19 protein-coding genes are annotated in these 19,901 nt (G+C 58.3%); 14 read left to right on the top strand and 5 right to left on the bottom strand.

The window, feature by feature from the left end; translation table 11 throughout:
• Positions 1-34: 34 nt before the first annotated feature.
• The 7 genes from dapF (at position 35) to corA (ending at position 6,727) form a co-directional block, all read left to right on the top strand.
• A complete protein-coding gene (gene dapF, locus SK54_RS00960; protein ID WP_017383590.1) occupies positions 35-859 on the top strand; it encodes a diaminopimelate epimerase in 825 nt (274 codons plus the stop codon).
• Complete coding sequence (locus SK54_RS00955; protein ID WP_017694746.1) at positions 856-1,563, top strand: DUF484 domain-containing protein; 708 nt, start codon at positions 856-858, stop codon at positions 1,561-1,563. The genes dapF and SK54_RS00955 overlap by 4 nt, the downstream gene beginning before the upstream one ends.
• Positions 1,560-2,462 (top strand): tyrosine recombinase XerC, encoded by a 903-nt coding sequence (gene xerC, locus SK54_RS00950; protein WP_017383588.1) that lies wholly within the window; start codon positions 1,560-1,562, stop codon positions 2,460-2,462. The genes SK54_RS00955 and xerC overlap by 4 nt, the downstream gene beginning before the upstream one ends.
• The gene (gene yigB / locus SK54_RS00945; RefSeq protein ID WP_017383587.1) at positions 2,462-3,178 is read left to right on the top strand and encodes a 5-amino-6-(5-phospho-D-ribitylamino)uracil phosphatase YigB; all 717 of its coding nucleotides are present in this window, start codon (positions 2,462-2,464) and stop codon (positions 3,176-3,178) included. The genes xerC and yigB overlap by 1 nt, the downstream gene beginning before the upstream one ends.
• 79 nt (positions 3,179-3,257) lie before the next feature.
• On the top strand, positions 3,258-5,420 hold the full coding sequence (gene uvrD, locus SK54_RS00940; RefSeq protein ID WP_017383586.1) for a DNA helicase II: 2,163 nt from the start codon (positions 3,258-3,260) through the stop codon (positions 5,418-5,420).
• Between the two features lie 149 nt (positions 5,421-5,569).
• Positions 5,570-5,626 carry a YsgD/CorL family protein gene (gene ysgD / locus SK54_RS22670; RefSeq protein WP_212743980.1) on the top strand — a complete coding sequence of 19 codons (57 nt, stop codon included), beginning with the start codon at positions 5,570-5,572 and terminating at the stop codon, positions 5,624-5,626.
• Between the two features lie 150 nt (positions 5,627-5,776).
• Complete coding sequence (gene corA, locus SK54_RS00935; RefSeq protein ID WP_003860807.1) at positions 5,777-6,727, top strand: magnesium/cobalt transporter CorA; 951 nt, start codon at positions 5,777-5,779, stop codon at positions 6,725-6,727.
• 462 nt (positions 6,728-7,189) lie between these two features.
• Here corA and rarD read toward each other — a convergent pair whose 3' ends face one another.
• A complete protein-coding gene (rarD, locus tag SK54_RS00930) occupies positions 7,190-8,086 on the bottom strand; it encodes an EamA family transporter RarD (protein WP_017694744.1) in 897 nt (298 codons plus the stop codon).
• A 51-nt stretch (positions 8,087-8,137) separates the two neighbouring features.
• Positions 8,138-8,605 carry an acyl-CoA thioesterase YigI gene (gene yigI / locus SK54_RS00925; RefSeq protein WP_006812366.1) on the bottom strand — a complete coding sequence of 156 codons (468 nt, stop codon included), beginning with the start codon at positions 8,603-8,605 and terminating at the stop codon, positions 8,138-8,140.
• A 160-nt stretch (positions 8,606-8,765) separates the two neighbouring features.
• Here yigI and pldA point away from each other — a divergent pair, with 160 nt between their 5' ends.
• The 3 genes from pldA to rhtC all read left to right on the top strand — a co-directional run bounded on the left by pldA (position 8,766) and on the right by rhtC (position 12,237).
• Positions 8,766-9,635, top strand: coding sequence for a phospholipase A (gene pldA / locus SK54_RS00920; RefSeq protein ID WP_003860803.1), 870 nt, complete (start codon positions 8,766-8,768; stop codon positions 9,633-9,635).
• A gap of 90 nt (positions 9,636-9,725) precedes the next feature.
• Complete coding sequence (gene recQ / locus SK54_RS00915) at positions 9,726-11,555, top strand: ATP-dependent DNA helicase RecQ (protein WP_032620661.1); 1,830 nt, start codon at positions 9,726-9,728, stop codon at positions 11,553-11,555.
• A 61-nt stretch (positions 11,556-11,616) separates the two neighbouring features.
• The gene (gene rhtC, locus SK54_RS00910; protein WP_006179256.1) at positions 11,617-12,237 is read left to right on the top strand and encodes a threonine export protein RhtC; all 621 of its coding nucleotides are present in this window, start codon (positions 11,617-11,619) and stop codon (positions 12,235-12,237) included.
• On the opposite strand, the gene rhtB is transcribed toward rhtC, so the two are convergent.
• Entirely contained in the window at positions 12,234-12,854 is a 621-nt protein-coding gene (gene rhtB, locus SK54_RS00905; RefSeq protein ID WP_006812363.1) for a homoserine/homoserine lactone efflux protein, read from the bottom strand. The two genes, rhtC and rhtB, sit on opposite strands and share 4 nt — an antisense overlap.
• 111 nt (positions 12,855-12,965) lie before the next feature.
• Between rhtB and pldB the strand changes: the two genes are divergently transcribed.
• From pldB to SK54_RS00890, 3 genes are all read left to right on the top strand, one after another.
• Entirely contained in the window at positions 12,966-13,958 is a 993-nt protein-coding gene (gene pldB, locus SK54_RS00900; protein WP_015570002.1) for a lysophospholipase L2, read from the top strand.
• 31 nt (positions 13,959-13,989) lie between these two features.
• A complete protein-coding gene (yigL, locus tag SK54_RS00895; protein ID WP_015570001.1) occupies positions 13,990-14,790 on the top strand; it encodes a sugar/pyridoxal phosphate phosphatase YigL in 801 nt (266 codons plus the stop codon).
• 82 nt (positions 14,791-14,872) lie between these two features.
• Complete coding sequence (locus SK54_RS00890; protein WP_023295736.1) at positions 14,873-15,772, top strand: carboxylate/amino acid/amine transporter; 900 nt, start codon at positions 14,873-14,875, stop codon at positions 15,770-15,772.
• Here SK54_RS00890 and metR read toward each other — a convergent pair.
• Positions 15,660-16,613 (bottom strand): HTH-type transcriptional regulator MetR, encoded by a 954-nt coding sequence (gene metR / locus SK54_RS00885; RefSeq protein ID WP_015570000.1) that lies wholly within the window; start codon positions 16,611-16,613, stop codon positions 15,660-15,662. The genes SK54_RS00890 and metR overlap by 113 nt on opposite strands.
• Before the next feature lie 116 nt (positions 16,614-16,729).
• On the opposite strand from metR, the gene metE reads away from it, so the two are divergent.
• Positions 16,730-18,991, top strand: coding sequence for a 5-methyltetrahydropteroyltriglutamate--homocysteine S-methyltransferase (metE, locus tag SK54_RS00880; RefSeq protein ID WP_048246580.1), 2,262 nt, complete (start codon positions 16,730-16,732; stop codon positions 18,989-18,991).
• 47 nt (positions 18,992-19,038) lie between these two features.
• Here the strand turns inward: metE and SK54_RS00875 are convergent, their stop codons facing one another.
• Positions 19,039-19,845, bottom strand: a complete 807-nt coding sequence (locus SK54_RS00875) for a dienelactone hydrolase family protein (RefSeq protein WP_048246578.1) — start codon at positions 19,843-19,845, stop codon at positions 19,039-19,041.
• Positions 19,846-19,901: the final 56 nt, after the last annotated feature.

Raw genomic sequence — 19,901 nt, 5'->3', positions numbered from 1 at the left:
AATTACGTTCTGTACCCGCGCAATGGAGCAAATGATGCAGTTCTCTAAAATGCATGGCCTTGGCAACGACTTTATGGTCGTCGACGCGGTAACGCAGAATGTCTTTTTCTCCCCGGAATTGATCCGTCGCCTGGCGGATCGACACGTGGGCGTGGGGTTTGACCAGCTGCTGGTGGTGGAGCCGCCTTACGATCCTGACCTGGATTTTCACTACCGCATTTTTAACGCCGACGGCAGCGAAGTTTCCCAGTGCGGCAACGGCGCGCGCTGTTTTGCCCGCTTTGTTCGGCTGAAAGGGCTGACCAACAAGCGCGATATCCGCGTCAGCACCGCCAACGGCCGGATGGTGCTCAGCGTCACCGACGACGAACTGGTGCGCGTGAACATGGGCGAGCCGAACTTCGACCCCTCTGCCGTGCCGTTTCGCGCCAACAAAGCGGAAAAGACCTATATTATGCGTGCCGCCGAGCAGACAGTATTGTGCGGCGTCGTCTCAATGGGTAACCCGCACTGCGTGATTCAGGTGGATGATGTGCAAACCGCGGCGGTTGAAACGCTCGGCCCGGTGCTGGAAAGCCACGAGCGCTTCCCGGAGCGGGCGAACATCGGTTTCATGCAGGTGGTGAAGCGTGAACACATTCGCCTGCGGGTTTACGAGCGCGGCGCGGGCGAAACCCAGGCCTGCGGAAGCGGTGCCTGTGCGGCGGTGGCCGTCGGTATCTCACAGGGGTTACTGGCAGAAGAGGTTCGCGTGGAATTACCGGGCGGACGTCTTGATATCGCCTGGAAAGGAGCGGGTCATCCACTGTACATGACTGGCCCGGCGACACATGTTTATGACGGGTTTATCCATCTATGAAGCAACCAGGGGAAGAACTGCGGGAACCTGTAACGGAGCTGGACGACAGCGCTGTTGTGGATTACCTGCTGCACAATCCTGAGTTTTTTATCCGCAATGCACGCGTCGTCGAACAGATGCGCGTGCCGCATCCGGTTCGCGAGACCGTGTCGCTGGTTGAATGGCACATGGCGCGCTCGCGCAACCACATCAATCAGCTCGAAGAGAACATGACGCTGCTGATGGAGCAGGCCAGCAATAACGAAAGCCTGTTCTACCGTCTACTGCACCTTCAGGCGCGTCTGGCTTCCGCGCACAGTCTCGAAGAGTTCCTCAACCGCTTCCACCGCTGGGCGCGCGAGCTGGGGCTGGCAGGCGCGACGATCCGTCTCTTCCCTGACCGCTGGCGCATTGGCGCGCCGTCCGGGTTTACCCATCTGGCGCTGAGCCGTCAGGCGTTTGAGCCGCTGCGCATTCAGCGTCTGGGCCATGAGCACCACTATCTGGGGCCGCTTAACGGGCCAGAACTGCTGGTGGTGCTGCCGGAAGCCAAAGCTATCGGCTCGGTGGCGATGTCGCTGATGGGGCGCGATGGTGACCTGGGCGTGATGTTATTTACCAGCCGCGACGCGCATCATTATGAACAGGGGCAGGGCACGCAACTGTTGCAGGAGATCGCCCTGATGCTGCCTGAGCTGCTGGAGCGCTGGATTGAGCGCGTATGACGGACGGATTGCTCGCCACTGACGTCAACCGCTTTCTGCGCTATCTGGGCGTAGAACGCCAGCTCAGCCCTATTACGCTGCTCAACTATCAGCGTCAGCTTGATGCCATCATGCAGCTTGCCGATGAAATCGGCCTGAAAAGCTGGCAACAATGTGACGCCGCCACGGTACGCGGGTTCGTCGTGCGTAGCCGTAAAAAAAATCTCAGCCCGGCGAGCCTGGCGCTCCGGCTCTCTGCCCTGCGCAGTTTCTTCGACTGGCTGGTCAGTCAGGGCGGTCTGAAAGCCAACCCGGCAAAAGGGATCGCCACGCCGAAAGCCCCGCGTCATCTGCCGAAAAATATCGACGTCGACGACGTAAACCGCCTGCTGGATATCGATCTTAACGATCCGCTGGCCGTGCGCGACCGCGCGATGCTGGAGGTGATGTACGGCGCGGGCCTGCGTCTCTCTGAGCTGGTGAACCTCGACTTAAAGCACCTCGATCTGGAGTCCGGCGAGGTGTGGGTAATGGGCAAGGGCAGCAAAGAGCGCCGCCTGCCGATCGGCCGCAATGCGGTCTCCTGGATTGAGCACTGGCTGGACCTTCGCGGGCTGTTTGGCGCCGACGAAGATGCGCTGTTCCTGTCGAAACTCGGCAAGCGGATCTCGGCGCGTAACGTGCAGAAGCGCTTTGCGGAGTGGGGCATTAAGCAGGGGCTGAACAGCCACGTTCACCCCCACAAGCTGCGCCACTCCTTTGCGACGCACATGCTGGAATCAAGCGGCGACCTGCGCGGCGTACAGGAGCTGCTTGGTCACGCGAATCTGTCGACCACCCAAATCTATACCCACTTAGACTTCCAACACCTTGCCTCGGTGTATGACGCGGCGCATCCACGCGCCAAACGGGGGAAATAATGCGTTTTTACCGCCCACTCGGTCAGATATCAGCCCTGACGTTTGACCTTGATGACACTCTTTACGATAACCGCCCGGTGATCCTGCGTACCGAGCAGGAGTCGCTGGCGTTTGTGCAGAACTACCATCCTGCGCTGAAAGCGATGCAGAACAAAGACTTCCAGCAGCTGCGTCAGTCCCTGCGGGAAACCGAACCGGAGATTTACCACGACGTGACCGAATGGCGCCGCCGTGCGGTTGAGCAGGCGATGCTCAACGCCGGCCTGAGCGCGCAGGATGCGGCCACGGGGGCCGAAGCGGCCATGGAAAACTTCGCCAAATGGCGCAGTCGGATCGACGTGCCGCAGGAGACCCACGACACGCTGGCGAAGCTCGCCGAAAAGTGGCCGCTGGTGGCCATCACCAACGGCAACGCTCAGCCTGAACTGTTTGGTCTGGGGAACTATTTTCAGTTCGTGCTGCGCGCGGGCCCGCACGGACGCTCGAAGCCGTTCAACGATATGTATCATCTGGCAGCGGAAAAACTGGATTTGCCGCTCGGTGAGATCCTGCACGTGGGCGACGACCTGACCACGGACGTCGCCGGGGCGATCCGCTGCGGCATGCAGGCCTGCTGGATCAAGCCGGAAAATGCCGATCTGATGACTACCCCGGATAGCCGTCTTCTGCCGCACGTGGAAATTTCACGGTTGGCATCCCTCACGACGCTGATATAATCATCAATTGTTCTGTATAAATTAACAGGGTTTTGGCGAATGGAAACATTTGCCTGCCCGACATGACGTGACGGTGCCAATGGACGTTTCTTACCTGCTCGACAGCCTTAATGATAAACAGCGTGACGCGGTTGCCGCCTCGCGTACGAACCTGCTGGTACTGGCTGGAGCGGGCAGTGGTAAGACGCGCGTGCTGGTTCACCGTATCGCCTGGCTACAGAGCGTGGAGAACTGCTCGCCGTACTCGATTATGGCCGTGACGTTCACCAACAAGGCGGCGGCGGAGATGCGCCACCGTATCGCGCAGCTGATGGGCACCAGCCAGGGCGGCATGTGGGTTGGCACCTTCCACGGCCTGGCGCACCGTCTGCTGCGCGCGCACCATATGGACGCTAACCTGCCGCAGGATTTCCAGATCCTCGACAGCGAAGATCAGCTGCGCTTGCTGAAACGCCTGATCAAGGCGATGAACCTCGATGAGAAGCAGTGGCCGCCGCGTCAGGCGATGTGGTACATCAACGGTCAGAAAGACGAAGGGCTGCGTCCGCATCATATTCAGAGCTTCGGTAACCCGGTCGAGCAGACCTGGCAGAACGTCTACAAGGCCTATCAGGAAGCGTGCGATCGCGCCGGTCTGGTGGATTTCGCCGAGCTGCTGCTGCGCGCCCACGAGCTGTGGCTGAACAAACCGCATATTCTGCAACACTACCGTGAACGCTTTACCAACATCCTGGTGGACGAATTCCAGGATACCAACAACATCCAGTACGCCTGGATCCGCCTGCTGGCCGGGGATACCGGCAAGGTGATGATCGTAGGCGATGACGACCAGTCTATCTACGGCTGGCGCGGCGCGCAGGTGGAGAACATCCAGCGCTTCCTCAACGATTTCCCCGGCGCGCAAACCATCCGTCTGGAGCAGAACTACCGTTCTACCAGCAACATTCTGAGCGCGGCCAACGCCCTGATTGAGAACAACAACGGGCGCCTGGGTAAAAAGCTGTGGACCGATGGCGTCGACGGCGAACCGATTTCGATTTACTGCGCCTTCAACGAGCTCGACGAAGCCCGCTTCGTGGTGAACCGCATTAAAACCTGGCAGGAGAACGGCGGCGCGCTGGAGCAGTGTGCCATTCTCTATCGCAGCAACGCCCAGTCGCGCGTGCTGGAAGAGGCGCTGTTGCAGGTGAGCATGCCGTACCGCATTTATGGCGGTATGCGCTTCTTCGAACGTCAGGAGATCAAAGATGCGCTCTCGTATTTGCGTCTGATTGCCAACCGTAACGACGATGCGGCGTTTGAGCGCGTGGTGAACACGCCGACGCGCGGCATCGGCGATCGTACGCTGGACGTGGTGCGTCAGGCCTCGCGCGATCGTCAGCTCACGTTGTGGCAGGCGTGCCGCGAGCTGTTACAGGAAAAAGCCCTTGCCGGGCGCGCCGCCAGCGCATTGCAGCGCTTCCTGGAGTTAATCGACGCGCTGGCGCAGGAAACGGCCGACATGCCGCTGCACGTCCAGACCGACCGGGTGATCAAAGATTCCGGCTTGCGCACCATGTACGAGCAGGAAAAAGGCGAGAAGGGCCAGACCCGTATTGAGAACTTAGAGGAACTGGTGACGGCAACGCGCCAGTTCAGCTACAACGAAGAAGACGAAGACCTGATGCCGTTGCAGGCATTCCTCTCTCACGCCGCGCTGGAGGCGGGTGAAGGGCAGGCCGATACCTGGCAGGATGCGGTTCAGCTGATGACCCTGCACTCCGCGAAAGGTCTGGAGTTCCCGCAGGTGTTCATCGTCGGGATGGAAGAGGGGATGTTCCCGAGCCAGATGTCGCTGGATGAAGGCGGGCGTCTGGAAGAGGAGCGTCGTCTGGCCTACGTGGGCGTGACCCGTGCGATGCAGAAACTGACCCTGACCTACGCGGAAACCCGCCGCCTGTACGGGAAAGAGGTATATCACCGTCCGTCGCGCTTTATCGGCGAACTGCCGGAAGAGTGTGTGGAAGAGGTGCGCCTGCGCGCCAGCATCAGCCGTCCGGTCAGCCATCAGCGTATGGGCTCGCCGATCTCTGAAACCGACACCGGTTACAAGCTGGGCCAGCGCGTGCGCCACTCGAAGTTTGGCGAAGGCACCATCGTCAACCTGGAAGGCAGCGGCGAGCACAGCCGTTTGCAGGTAGCGTTCCAGGGGCAGGGGATCAAATGGCTGGTGGCAGCCTATGCCAAGCTGGAAAGTGTGTAACTTTCAGAAAAATATCACTATTTTGTAATAATCTGCTAGCCTTATACGTTGAAGGTCAATTAATGCCCTTCAGCGTTCCGTTGCGTGTTGACGCCACAGTTATTGCTGGCGTAACATGCGCGCACGATTACGCTAAGAGGACATTCGCCTTGGACACACCCAGTAGATACTGGCTCAATTCCCTGTCATCCAGGAACAACTCCTAAGGCTATCTCCTCTTGCTGATGGCCTTAGTGGTTGTCAGCGACTGCATCATTCCCGTCGCGCTGAGTCAGGCTGTTTAATGGTCTGAAACCCAATTTGTTTCTGTGTGCCCACCGAACTGTCCGATATTTTTTGCATTGGGAGTCCCGGTCATGTTGAGCGCATTTCAACTCGAAAATAACCGACTGACTCGGCTTGAAGCCGAAGAGTCACAGCCCCTCATTGATGCCGTATGGGTGGATCTGGTCGAGCCGGACGACGATGAGCGCCTTCGCGTACAATCTGAACTGGGGCAAAGCCTGGCGACACGCCCGGAACTGGAAGACATCGAAGCATCCGCCCGTTTTTTTGAAGACGAAGACGGCCTGCACATTCACTCCTTCTTCTTTTTCGAAGATGCCGAAGACCACGCGGGGAACTCCACCGTGGCGTTTACCATCCGCGATGGCCGCCTGTTCACCCTGCGCGAGCGCGAACTGCCTGCGTTTCGTCTCTACCGTATGCGTGCCCGCAGCCAGGCGATGATGGACGGCAACGCTTATGAGCTGCTGCTGGATCTGTTCGAAACCAAAATCGAACAGCTGGCGGATGAAATCGAAAACATCTACAGCGACCTGGAAAAGCTGAGCCGCGTGATCATGGAAGGCCATCAGGGCGATGAGTACGACGAAGCGTTGTCCACGCTGGCTGAGCTGGAAGATATCGGCTGGAAGGTGCGTTTGTGTCTGATGGATACCCAGCGCGCGCTGAACTTCCTGGTGCGCAAGGCGCGTCTGCCGGGCGGTCAGCTGGAGCAGGCGCGTGAGATCTTACGCGATATCGAATCCCTGCTGCCGCACAACGAATCCCTGTTCCAGAAGGTCAACTTCCTGATGCAGGCGGCGATGGGCTTTATCAACATCGAGCAGAACCGCATCATCAAGATCTTCTCGGTGGTGTCCGTGGTGTTCCTGCCGCCGACGCTGGTGGCGTCCAGCTACGGGATGAACTTCGAGTTTATGCCGGAGCTGAAGTGGAGCTTTGGCTACCCGGGGGCGATTATCTTTATGATCCTCGCCGGGCTGGCGCCGTATCTGTACTTTAAGCGGAAGAACTGGCTGTAAAAATCTGGCGGGTGGCGCTGCGCTTACCCGCCCTACGATCGAATTCCCTCTCCCTGTGGGAGAGGGCTGGGGTGAGGGGGAACATACGGCTCTGGTGGTCATTCCGTTCACTTTATGTTCCTTGCTACTCTGTCACGACATGACCGGTGAACGTGCCAGGGTGGCTCAGTCGCCACCACCCTGGCGACCCGGGCTTCCGGCGGTAAATCGCCGCTTCGCGGTGCCTTCGGCTTATTCCTTCCGGCTTATCGGGGACGGGCGGAGGTAACATCCCTGTAAAGCCCGCCCTCTCGGCGCATCCCTGCGCCTCGCCCCGGCCTCCAGGAAACGCCTCAGCGATTTACAGCCGGACCGAGGCATCGCTGAAAGCCCTCAGTTATTCTGAGGCAACGTTATCGCTTTTGCTTTCAAATTACTGGGGAACCCTCTCCCCTGTGGGAGAGGGTTAGGGTGAGGGCAACATCACAGCCCTTTGCGCACCCTGCGCTGGGTATAAATCGCATCCGCAACAAAGATGGCCAGCGCCACCCAGATAAAGGCGAACGTCACCATCTTATCCGCACCCGGCACCTCGCCGTAAAACACCACCGCCAGCAGGAACATCAGCGTGGGGCCAATGTACTGGAAGAAGCCCAGCGTGGAGAGGCGCAGACGCGTTGCCGCGCCGGTAAAGCACAGCAGGGGGATCGTCGTGACCACGCCCGCGGCCATCAGCATCAGGTTCAGCGACCATGGATTGCTGCCCATGTGGCTGGTGGCGCTGTCGGCAATACCGAACAGGTAGATCGCGGCGACAGGCAGCAGCCACAGGGTTTCAAACAGCATTCCCGTCTGCGCTTCCACCGCAATCTTCTTACGCACCAGGCCGTAAAACGCAAAGCTGAACGCCAGTCCCAGGGCGATAACCGGCAGTGAGCCGAAGGTCCACAGCTGTACCAGCACGCCGCAGAAGGCCAGAATCACCGCCACCCACTGCATCCGGCGAAAGCGCTCACCAAGGAAAATCATCCCCAGCAAAATATTGACCAGCGGGTTAATAAAGTAGCCCAGGCTGGCTTCGAGCATGTGATGGTTATTCACCGCCCAGATAAACAGCAGCCAGTTTCCGCCAATCAGCACCGCAGAGAGAGCGAGCAGGAAGACCTTCTTCGGGGTTTTCAGCAGCGTTTTGACGCCTGACCACTGACGGCTGATACTCATCAGCGCAATCATGAAGAAAAAGGACCAGATGACGCGGTGAGTGAGGATCTCGTCCGCCGGGACATAGGCGATAAGTTTGAAGTACGCCGGTGCGATACCCCAAATAAAATAAGCGGCAAGGGCGAGTAAAACGCCCTGCCGCGTCTGTTTAGCATCCATCGGGAAAATCCGTTACAAAAAAGTGAAGTAATTTTACCCGAATTTGCCGTCTCAACCCACCATATAAGTGGCGGTTGCGCTGGCGATATAAACCTGCTCCTCGTTATGCAGCTCAACGCGGGCGACGGCAACTTTATTCCCGGCGCGCAGCAGGCTGCTGGTGCAGGTGAAGCGGTTTCCGCGTCCCGGACGCAGGTAGTCGACGCGTAAATCGATGGTGCCCATGCGCGACAGGCGCTGGCGTAACTCATCTTCGTTGATGGTGTCATGGCGCGTCAGCGTGCTGCCCACGCACACCAGACCGGCCGCCACGTCCAGCGCGGAGGCAATGACCCCGCCGTGCAAAATGCTTTGCGCCCAGTTACCGACCATCATTGGCTGATTATTGAAACTCAGCTGAGCGAAGTCTTTTTCGTATCGCTCCAGCTCAAGACCCAGTGCACGGTTGAACGGCATGTGGTACACAAAAATCTCGCCCACGAGCTTTAAGGTTTCTTCGGCGGTGAGTGTGGCTGACATCTGACGTGGCATCCTTGTTGTTAACAAAATGTTGATTTTATGCTTCAGGATAAAGGAATGCCACTTTAAGAAACGAGGAAGCGGAAGTTATCGCAGAAGTCTGTAGAATGCCCGGACAAAACTATTCATTAAATGTCACCATTTCAGGAGAACACCACCGATGCGGACGTATCTGGGTTGGTTACTGGCGGCGGTTGCGCTGCCCCTCACAGCATATGCGCAGGAAGCGACGATCAAAGAGGTGCATGATAAACCTGCCGTTAAGGGCAGCATCATCGCCAATATGCTTCAGGAGCATGACAATCCGTTCACGCTGTACCCTTATGATACAAACTACGTGATCTACACCCAGACCAGCGATCTCAACAAAGAGGCGATAAGCTCCTATAACTGGTCTGATAATGCGCGTAAAGATGAGGTGAAGTTCCAGCTCAGCCTCGCCTTCCCGTTCTGGCGCGGCATCCTGGGGCCGAACTCGGTGCTTGGCGCGTCTTACACGCAGAAGTCATGGTGGCAGCTCTCCAACAGCGGGGAATCTTCACCGTTCCGCGAAACCAACTATGAACCGCAGCTGTTCCTCGGTTTCGCCACCGATTATGAGTTTGCAGGCTGGACGCTGCGAGACGTGGAGGTGGGCTATAACCACGATTCCAACGGTCGTTCCGACCCAACCTCACGCAGCTGGAACCGCATCTATACGCGTCTGATGGCGCAGAACGGCAATTTCATGGTGGAAGTGAAGCCGTGGTACGTGGTGGGCAGCACCGATGACAACCCGGATATCACCAAATATATGGGCTACTATCAGCTTAAAGTGGGCTATCAGCTGGGTGACGCGGTGCTGAGCGCCAAAGGCCAGTACAACTGGAATACCGGCTACGGCGGTGCAGAGCTGGGCCTGAGCTACCCGGTAACGAAACACGTTCGTCTTTATACTCAGGTGTATAGCGGGTATGGCGAATCGCTGATCGACTACAATTTCAATCAGACCCGCGTCGGTGTGGGCGTCATGCTGAACGATATTTTCTAAGCTGCTCGAATGTTTTTGCGTTAAACGTTGAAGTTTCTCTCTCAGGCGCTGAAAATAGCGCCTGTTTCATTTCTGGCATATGGGGTTAACGTGGCGCAGGCGGAAGTATTGAATCAGGAATCGCTGGCTAAACAGGTTTTGCAGGAAACCTTTGGCTACCAGCAGTTCCGTCCTGGCCAGGAAACCATCATTGAAACCGTGTTGGAAGGCCGCGATTGCCTGGTGGTCATGCCGACCGGCGGCGGTAAATCGCTCTGCTATCAGGTGCCCGCGCTGGTGCTTAATGGCCTGACGGTCGTGGTATCGCCCCTTATTTCCCTGATGAAAGACCAGGTCGACCAGCTGCTTGCCAACGGCGTGGCGGCGGCCTGCCTGAACTCGACGCAGACCCGCGAGCAACAGCAAGAGGTAATGACCGGGTGCCGCACCGGGCAGATCCGCCTGCTGTATATCGCGCCAGAACGCCTGATGCTGGACAACTTCCTCGATCATCTGGCGCACTGGAATCCGGTGCTGCTGGCAGTGGATGAAGCGCACTGTATCTCCCAGTGGGGGCACGATTTCCGCCCGGAATACGCCGCGCTTGGCCAGCTTCGTCAGCGCTTCCCCGAGCTGCCGTTTATGGCGCTTACCGCCACGGCGGACGACACCACGCGTCAGGACATCGTTCGCCTGCTGGGGCTGAACGACCCGTATATTCAGGTCAGCAGCTTCGACCGCCCGAACATCCGCTATATGCTGATGGAGAAGTTCAAGCCGCTGGATCAGCTCTTACGCTACGTGCAGGAGCAGCGCGGAAAGTCCGGCATCATCTACTGCAACAGCCGGGCGAAGGTGGAAGACACCGCCGCGCGTCTGCAAAACCGTGGCTTTAGCGCCGCGGCCTATCACGCCGGGCTGGAGAACCATATCCGCGCCGACGTGCAGGAGAAATTCCAGCGCGACGACCTGCAAATCGTGGTCGCAACGGTGGCGTTCGGGATGGGGATCAACAAGCCCAACGTGCGCTTTGTGGTGCATTTCGACATTCCGCGCAATATCGAATCCTACTATCAGGAAACCGGCCGCGCCGGGCGTGACGGCCTGCCTGCGGAAGCGATGCTGTTTTACGATCCGGCGGATATGGCGTGGCTGCGCCGCTGTCTCGAGGAGAAACCGCAGGGGCAGTTGCAGGATATCGAACGGCACAAGCTTAACGCGATGGGGGCCTTCGCCGAAGCGCAAACCTGCCGCCGTCTGGTGCTGCTCAACTACTTTGGTGAAGGGCGTCAGGCACCGTGCGGCAACTGCGATATCTGCCTCGACCCGCCGAAGCAGTACGATGGCCTGATGGACGCGCGCAAAGCGCTCTCGACTATCGGACGCGTGAACCAGCGCTTCGGGATGGGCTACGTCGTTGAAGTGCTGCGCGGGGCTAACAACCAGCGTATCCGCGATATGGGTCACGACAAACTGCCGGTTTATGGCATCGGGAAAGACCAGAGCCACGAGCACTGGGTGAGTATCATCCGCCAGCTGATCCATCTCGGCTTTGCCACGCAGAACATTGCCCAGCACTCTGCGCTTCAGCTGACCGAAGCGGCGCGACCGGTCCTGCGTGGCGAGGTTGAACTGAAGCTCGCCGTTCCGCGCGTTGTCGCCCTGAAGCCGCGCGTGATGCAGAAATCCTACGGCGGTAACTACGATCGCAAGCTGTTCGCCAAGCTGCGTAAGCTGCGTAAAGCCATTGCGGATGAAGAGAACATCCCGCCATACGTGGTGTTCAACGACGCGACGCTTATCGAGATGGCCGAGCAAATGCCGCTCAGCGCCAGCGAGATGCTCAGCGTCAACGGCGTCGGCACGCGTAAGCTGGAGCGCTTTGGTAAAGAGTTTATGGCGCTCATCCGTTCCCACGCTGATGGTGATGATGAGGAGTAGTCAGCCGGGCGAAAAAGTGCCAGGATGGTGACTCACTGTATTATTTCCCCGCGAGCTAATTATGTTAATGCTATTTCTCACCGTGGCGTTAGTGCACATCGTTGCGCTGATGAGCCCTGGCCCTGACTTTTTCTTCGTGTCACAAACGGCCGTCAGCCGCTCCCGCAAAGAGGCAATGATGGGTGTGCTCGGTATTACCATGGGCGTCATGGTCTGGGCGGCGGTTGCGCTGCTCGGTCTGAACCTGATCCTGGCGAAAATGGCGTGGCTGCATAACATCATCATGGTCGGCGGCGGTCTGTACCTGTGCTGGATGGGCTACCAGATGCTGCGCGGGGCGCTGAAGAAAGAAGAGAAAAAGCCGGAAGAGCCAAAGGTTGAGCTGGCAACGGGCGGCCGTAGCTTTGTGAAAGGGCTGCTGACCAACCTGGCGAACCCGAAAGCGATTATCTACTTCGGCTCTGTGTTCTCGCTGTTTGTAGGGGATAACGTCGGCGCGGGCGCGCGCTGGGGGATCTTCCTGCTGATCGTTGTTGAGACGTTCGCCTGGTTTACCGTTGTGGCAAGCCTGTTTGCCTTACCGGCGATGCGTCGCGGCTACCAGCGCATCGCGAAGTGGATCGACGGCTTTGCCGGCGCGCTGTTCGCCGGCTTCGGCATTCATCTCATCATTTCTCGCTAAGCATGACGCGCTGACGCAAGCAGCGCGCCAACCAGCATAAACAGCGAACCAAAGACTTTGTTCAGGGCCTTCATCTGTTTAGGCCCTTTGATCCACGCCGCAATTCGCTGCGCCAGCGTCGCGTAACCAATCATCACAATGATATCGACAATAATGGTGGTCGCGCCCAGCACCACGTACTGCATCACCTGTGGCTGATGCGGCACGATAAACTGCGGGAACAGGGCGGCGAGGAACACGATGCTTTTCGGGTTGGTCAGGTTAACGAACACCGCGCGTTTAAACAGGTGGCCGCGTGTTTGCGTCCGGGAGAGCGTATGCAGATCAATCGAGCCTGCGGCGCGCCACTGCTGAATACCCAGCCAGATAAGATACGCTGCGCCAGCCCATTTCAACACCTCGAAGGCCAGCACCGAACGGGAGAACAGCGTGCCCAGACCAATCCCCACCAGCACAATATGAATGCCAAGCCCGGTCTGTAAACCGGCGATTGACGCCGCCGCGCCGCGATAGCCGTGATTAATGGAGGTGGTCATGGTGTTGATTGCGCCCGAGCCAGGTGAAAGGCTGAGGATGATGGATGTCAGCAGGTAGGCGAACCACCATTCGAAGGTCATTTGAAACTCCCGGATCGTCTGTTTTTATGCCACAATACGCTATTGTTGAGTCATTTTGTGACCGGTGACGAAAAAAACGATATTCCCTGAATTACGGGGGGTGGAAACCCAATGTTTCAGCAGAAAAAGGACTGGGAAACACGAGAAAACGCATTTGCTGCTTTCTCCATGGGGCCGCTGACCGATTTCTGGCGCCAGCGTGAGGAAGATGAGTTTATGGGCGTCGGGGAAATCCCGGTACGCTTCGTTCGTTTCCGTGATGAAAAAAATGACCGGGTGATTGTGGTCTGCCCCGGGCGCATCGAAAGCTATATCAAATATGCCGAGTTGGCGTATGACCTGTTCCATCTGGGCTTTGATGTGTTAATTATCGACCATCGCGGGCAGGGGCTTTCTGGCAGGATGTTGCCGGATACCCATCGCGGCCACGTGGATAACTTCAGCGATTACGTCGACGATCTGGCCGCGTTCTGGCAGCAGGAAGTGCAGCCCGGACCGTGGCGCAAGCGTTATATTCTTGCCCACTCCATGGGGGGCGCGATCTCGACGTTGTTTTTGCAGCGCCATAAGCACCAGTGTGACGCCATTGCGCTGACCGCGCCGATGTACGGCATTGTGATACGTTTTCCTGACTGGATGGTGCGCCATCTGCTGGACTGGGCTGAGGGCCATCAGCGCATTCGAGAAGGCTATGCCATCGGAACAGGACGCTGGCGGGCATTGCCATTTGCCATCAACGTGTTAACCCACAGCCGGCAGCGTTATCGCCGCAACCTGCGTTTTTATGCCGATGAACCGCGTCTGCGGGTCGGCGGCCCCACCTGGCACTGGGTGCGGGAAGGTATTCATGCCGGTGAGCAGGTGCTGGCGGGCGTAGGCGATGATGACACGCCGACGCTCCTGATCCAGGCGGAAGAAGAGCGTGTGGTGGATAACCGCATGCATGACCGCTATTGTGAACTTCGCGCCGCTGCGGGCCATCCCTGTGAAGGGGGTAAACCGCTGGTCATCAACGGTGCGTACCATGAGATCCTTTTTGAAAAGGACGCTATGCGCTCAGTCGCGCTCAACGCCATTGTTGAATTTTTCAACAGGCATAACTGATTATTGTTTTCCACCAGAGGTTGAAATCCCTATGTACCAGGTTGTTGCATCTGATTTAGATGGCACGCTGCTTTCCCCCGACCACACCCTGTCGCCTTATGCGAAAGAGACCCTAAAACTCCTGACTGCCCGCGGCGTGAACTTTGTGTTCGCCACCGGTCGCCACCACGTGGACGTGGGACAGATCCGCGATAACCTGGAGATCAAGTCGTACATGATCACCTCTAACGGTGCGCGCGTACATGACACGGACGGCAACCTGATTTTTACCCATAATCTCGATCGTGACATCGCCACCGATTTGTTCGGCATTGTGCATAACAACCCGGATATCGTGACTAACGTTTACCGCGACGACGAGTGGTTTATGAACCGCCATCGCCCGGAAGAGATGCGCTTCTTCAAGGAAGCCGTATTCCAGTACTCACTGTACGAGCCGGGTCTGCTGGAGCCGGAAGGGATCAGCAAGGTATTCTTCACCTGTGTAAATCATGAGGAGTTACTGCCGCTGGAGCAGGCGATCAACGCCCGCTGGGGCGACCGCGTGAACGTGAGCTTCTCCACGCTGACCTGTCTGGAAGTGATGGCGGGCGGGGTGTCCAAAGGTCACGCGCTGGAAGCGGTAGCGAAACGGCTGGGCTTTGATCTGAAAGACTGTATCGCCTTTGGCGATGGCATGAACGATGCCGAGATGCTCTCCATGGCGGGTAAAGGCTGCATCATGCAGAACGCGCACCAGCGCCTGAAAGATCTGCACCCGGAGCTGGAAGTGATCGGCACCAACGGCGATAACGCCGTGCCTAAGTATCTGCGCAAACTGTTCCTTGAATAATCTTCAATTGATTGTTTATTGTTCAGATGTCAACTAAAGAGTTCGCTACAATGCCTCTCCTTCTTTCTGAGAGACAAGCATTGTGGCGCTACTCATTATCACCACTATCCTGTGGGCCTTCTCCTTTAGTCTGATTGGCGAATACCTTGCCGGATCGGTCGACAGCTACTTCTCGGTACTGATGCGCGTGGGGCTGGCGGCGCTGGTGTTCCTGCCGTTCCTGCGTACCCGCGGGCAGTCGCTAAAAACGATACTGCTGTACATGCTGGTAGGCGCGATGCAGCTCGGCATCATGTACCTGTTCAGCTTCCGGGCCTACGTTTACCTGTCCGTCTCGGAATTTCTGCTCTTCACCGTGCTGACGCCGCTCTACATCACGCTGATTTACGACTTGCTCAGCAGGCGCCGTTTGCGCTGGGGATATCTGCTGAGCGCTGCGCTGGCAGTCATTGGCGCTGCGATTATTCGCTATGACAAGGTAAGCGATCACTTCTGGACCGGGCTGATGTTCGTCCAGCTCGCTAATATCAGCTTTGCCATCGGGATGGTGGGTTACAAACGTCTGATGGAGACCCGCCCGATGCCGCAGCATAACGCGTTTGCGTGGTTCTATATGGGCGCGGCGATTGTCGCGGTAGCGGCGTGGTTTCTGCTCGGCAATCCGCAAAAGCTGCCGACTACCTCCGTGCAGTGGAGCGTTCTGGTCTGGCTGGGCGTGGTGGCGTCGGGGCTGGGCTATTTTATGTGGAACTACGGCGCTACGCAGGTAGACGCCGGGACGCTGGGGATCATGAACAATGTGCACGTGCCGGCGGGGCTACTGGTGAACCTCGCCATCTGGCAGGAGCAGCCGCACTGGCCGAGTTTCCTTATTGGGGGAACGGTGATCCTGGCTTCGCTGTGGGTACATCGCCGCTGGGTCGCTCCGCGCTCCGCACAAACGGAAGATGGTCGCACGCGTGGTTCCGCGCTGAGCGAATAAACGCTTCCGTAATCGGCTGACGCTGCTCGCCGTCGCGCACGGCGGCGTACAGCCGGCTCCACAGTCCTTCACCCAGGGTTTTGGTGACCACCAGACCCTGGCGTTCAACCGTCTCGACCACCCAGTGCGGCAGCGCCGCAATCCCCATTCTGGCCGCCACCATCTGAATTAACAGCAGCGTGTTATCCACGCTTTTCAGCTGTGGGCTGATGCCCGCGGGTTGCAGGAAATGGCGCCAGATATCCAGACGACTGCGCTGTACCGGGTAAATCAGCAGCGTCTCCGTTGCCAGATCTTCCGGCGTGATACGCGTTTTAGCGGCCAGCGGATGGTCCGGGGCCAGCACCAGACGCACCTCAAAATCAAACATTGGCGAATAGTGCAGACCGCTGCGCGGTAGAATATCTGAGGTCATCACCAGATCCAGCTCACCCTGCTGAAGCGACGGCTGCGGATCAAACGTGACGCCGGATTTGAAGTCCATCTCCACCTGCGGCCACTTCTGGCGGAAGTTCTCAAGCGCGGGGGTCAGCCACTGAATACAGCTGTGACACTCAATGGCGATGCGCAGGGTGGTCTGCTGCGGCTCGTTGCAGGACTGCAACGCGCTGGCAATCTGCGGCAGCACCTGGTTCGCCAGCTGAAGCAAAATTTCGCCCTGCGGCGTAAAGCGCAAAGGCTGGCTCTTACGCACAAAAAGACGAAAGCCGAGGCGTTGTTCCAGATCGCTGAACTGGTGAGAAAGGGCAGACTGAGTCTGGTGCAGCGTGGCCGCTGCCGCCGCAAGAGAACCGCAGTTCCGCAACGCTTGTAGCGTTTTCAGGTGTTTAATCTCGATCATGAAAGTCCTTCACTTCGCCATGAACATTTTGCGCTTGAGGAATATACAGTACCTGCCAATTATAGAAGTGTAAACATCTGGACGTCTAAATAACGAATTTCTACAAGGGGTATGCCATGACAATCCGCACTCACACTCTCGGTTTCCCTCGCGTTGGCCTGCGTCGCGAGCTGAAAAAAGCGCAAGAAAGCTACTGGGCGGGTAACGCCACCCGCGAAGAACTGCTGGCGGTGGGGCGCGAGCTGCGCGCGCGTCACTGGGATCAGCAAAAACAGGCGGGCGTAGATCTGCTGCCGGTGGGCGATTTCGCCTGGTACGACCATGTTCTGACCACCAGCCTGCTGCTTGGCAACGTGCCGGCTCGTCATCAGAACAACGATGGATCGGTGGATATCGATACCCTGTTCCGCATCGGCCGTGGCCGCGCGCCAACGGGTGAGCCAGCGGCAGCGGCGGAAATGACCAAGTGGTTTAACACTAACTATCACTATATGGTGCCGGAGTTCGTTAAGGGCCAGCAGTTCAAACTGACCTGGACCCAGCTTCTGGATGAAGTGGACGAAGCGCTGGCGCTGGGTCACCAGGTGAAACCCGTGCTGCTGGGGCCGGTCACCTACCTGTGGCTGGGCAAAGTGAAAGGCGAGCAGTTCGACCGCCTCAGCCTGCTGAACGATATTCTGCCGGTTTATAAGCAGGTGCTGATTGAGCTGGGCAAACGCGGTATTCAGTGGGTGCAAATCGATGAACCGGCGCTGGTGCTTGAGCTGCCGCAGGCGTGGCTGGATGCCTTCAAACCGGCGTATGACGCGCTCACGGGCCAGGTGAAGCTGCTGCTGACCACCTATTTCGAGGGCGTAACGCCGAACCTCGACACCATTACCGCGCTGCCGGTTCAGGGTCTGCACGTTGATCTCGTTCACGGCAAAGACGATGTGGCAGAGCTGCACAAGCGTCTGCCTGCGGAGTGGCTGCTCTCTGCCGGTCTGGTGAATGGTCGTAACGTCTGGCGTGCCGATCTCACCGGGAAATATGTACAAATCAAGGAGATTGTCGGTAAACGTGAATTGTGGGTAGCCTCTTCCTGTTCCCTGCTGCACAGCCCGATCGACCTGAGCGTGGAGACCCGACTCGACCCTGAGGTGAAAAGCTGGTTTGCCTTTGCCCTGCAAAAGTGTGAGGAGCTGGCTCTGCTGCGCGACGCGTTGAACAGCGGCGACACGGCAGCGATTACCGACTGGAGCGCGCCGATCCAGGCGCGCCGTCACTCGACGCGCGTGCATAACCCGGCGGTGGAAAAACGTCTGGCGGCCATCACTGCCCGGGACAGCCAGCGCCAGAGCCCGTATGAAGTGCGCGCCGAAGCCCAGCGTGCGCGCTTTAACCTGCCCGCGTGGCCGACCACAACCATCGGCTCCTTCCCGCAGACTACCGAGATCCGCGGCCTGCGCCTGGACTTCAAAAAGGGCAATCTGGATGCGAATCACTACCGCACCGGCATTGCGGAGCACATCAAACAGGCGATCGTCGAGCAGGAACGTCTGGGTCTGGACGTGCTGGTGCACGGCGAGGCCGAGCGTAACGATATGGTGGAATACTTCGGTGAACACCTGGACGGCTTTGTCTTTACCCAGAACGGCTGGGTGCAAAGCTACGGCTCCCGCTGCGTGAAGCCGCCGGTGGTGATCGGTGACGTCAGCCGCCCGGAAGCGATCACCGTGGAGTGGGCGAAGTATGCCCAGTCTCTGACCGACAAACCGGTAAAAGGCATGCTGACGGGGCCGGTGACCATTCTCTGCTGGTCGTTCCCGCGTGAAGATGTATCCCGGGAAACCATCGCCAAACAGATCGCCCTGGCGCTGCGTGATGAAGTGGCGGATCTGGAAGCGGCGGGGATTGGCATCATTCAGATCGACGAACCGGCGCTGCGTGAAGGCTTGCCGCTGCGTCGCAGCGACTGGGATGCTTATCTGACGTGGGGCGTGGAGGCGTTCCGCCTGAACGCGGCCGTCGCGAAGGACGACACGCAGATCCACACCCACATGTGTTACTGCGAATTTAACGACATCATGGACTCCATTGCCGCGCTCGACGCCGATGTGATCACCATCGAGACCTCGCGTTCAGACATGGAGCTGCTGGAGTCGTTCGAAGAGTTCGACTACCCGAACGAAATCGGGCCGGGCGTGTATGACATTCACTCCCCTAACGTGCCGAGCGTGGAGTGGATTGAATCGCTGCTGCAAAAAGCCGCCCAGCGCATTCCGGCGGAACGCCTGTGGGTAAACCCGGACTGCGGCCTGAAAACTCGCGGCTGGCCTGAAACCCGCGCGGCGCTGGCGAACATGGTGCAGGCGGCGCAGAATTTGCGTCAGGCGTAGTGGGGCTGGATTGCCCGGTTGGCGCAGCCGCCACCGGGCTTTTTGTATTACGCTTTCTTCCCGCCGTACTGGCTGAACCACGCCAGCATTCTCTGCCAGCCATCTTTCGCCGATTCTGCGTGATAGCTCGGACGATAATCGGCATTAAACGCGTGTCCCGCATCCGGGTACACCACGATTTCGGCCTTCGCGTTTGCCGCCCGCAGCGCGTGGCGCATGGTCTCGACGGTATCAAGCGGAATGCCGGTATCCTGGCCGCCATACAGCCCTAGCACCGGGGCATTTAAATCGGTGGCGATATCAACTGGATGTTTCGGCGAGTTCAGGGTCTTTTCACCCACCAGTTTACCGTACCAGGCCACAGCGGCTTTCAGCTGCGGATTGTGCGCGGCATATAGCCAGCTAATGCGTCCGCCCCAGCAGAAGCCGGTCACCATCAGACGGTGCGGGTCGCCACCGTTGCGCGCCGCCCAGCTGGCAACGTGGTCGAGATCGGCCAGCACCTGCGCGTCCGGCACTTTGCTGACCAGGTTGCTGAACAGCGTCGGGATGTCGCTGTAATCATTCGGATCGCCCTGACGGAAGTAGAGTTCCGGCGCAACGGCCAGGTAACCTTCCAGCGCCAGACGGCGGCAGAGGTCGCGAATATGTTCATGAACGCCAAATATTTCCTGCACCACGATCACGATGGGCAGCGGGCCATCGGCAGATTTTGGCCGCGCGTGGTACGCTGGCATGTTCTCTCCCTGGGAGGGAATGGAGGTCTCGCCTGCGGTAATGGCCTCTTGAGGGGTTGAGACGATGGTTGAAGCATGCGGGGCCGCAGCAGGTGCAAAACCGGTTTTTTCAGTCATGGCATTCTCCGTACCAATGAATGGATTAGCGCAAAGATAAATATAGACACCAGGTT

The organism is Enterobacter sp. MGH120, from assembly GCF_001037725.1.
Taxonomy (GTDB): Bacteria; Pseudomonadota; Gammaproteobacteria; order Enterobacterales; family Enterobacteriaceae; genus Enterobacter; species Enterobacter hormaechei_C.
Note: the sequence above shows the minus strand (reverse complement) of the source record. Positions and strands in the feature narration are given on the sequence as shown.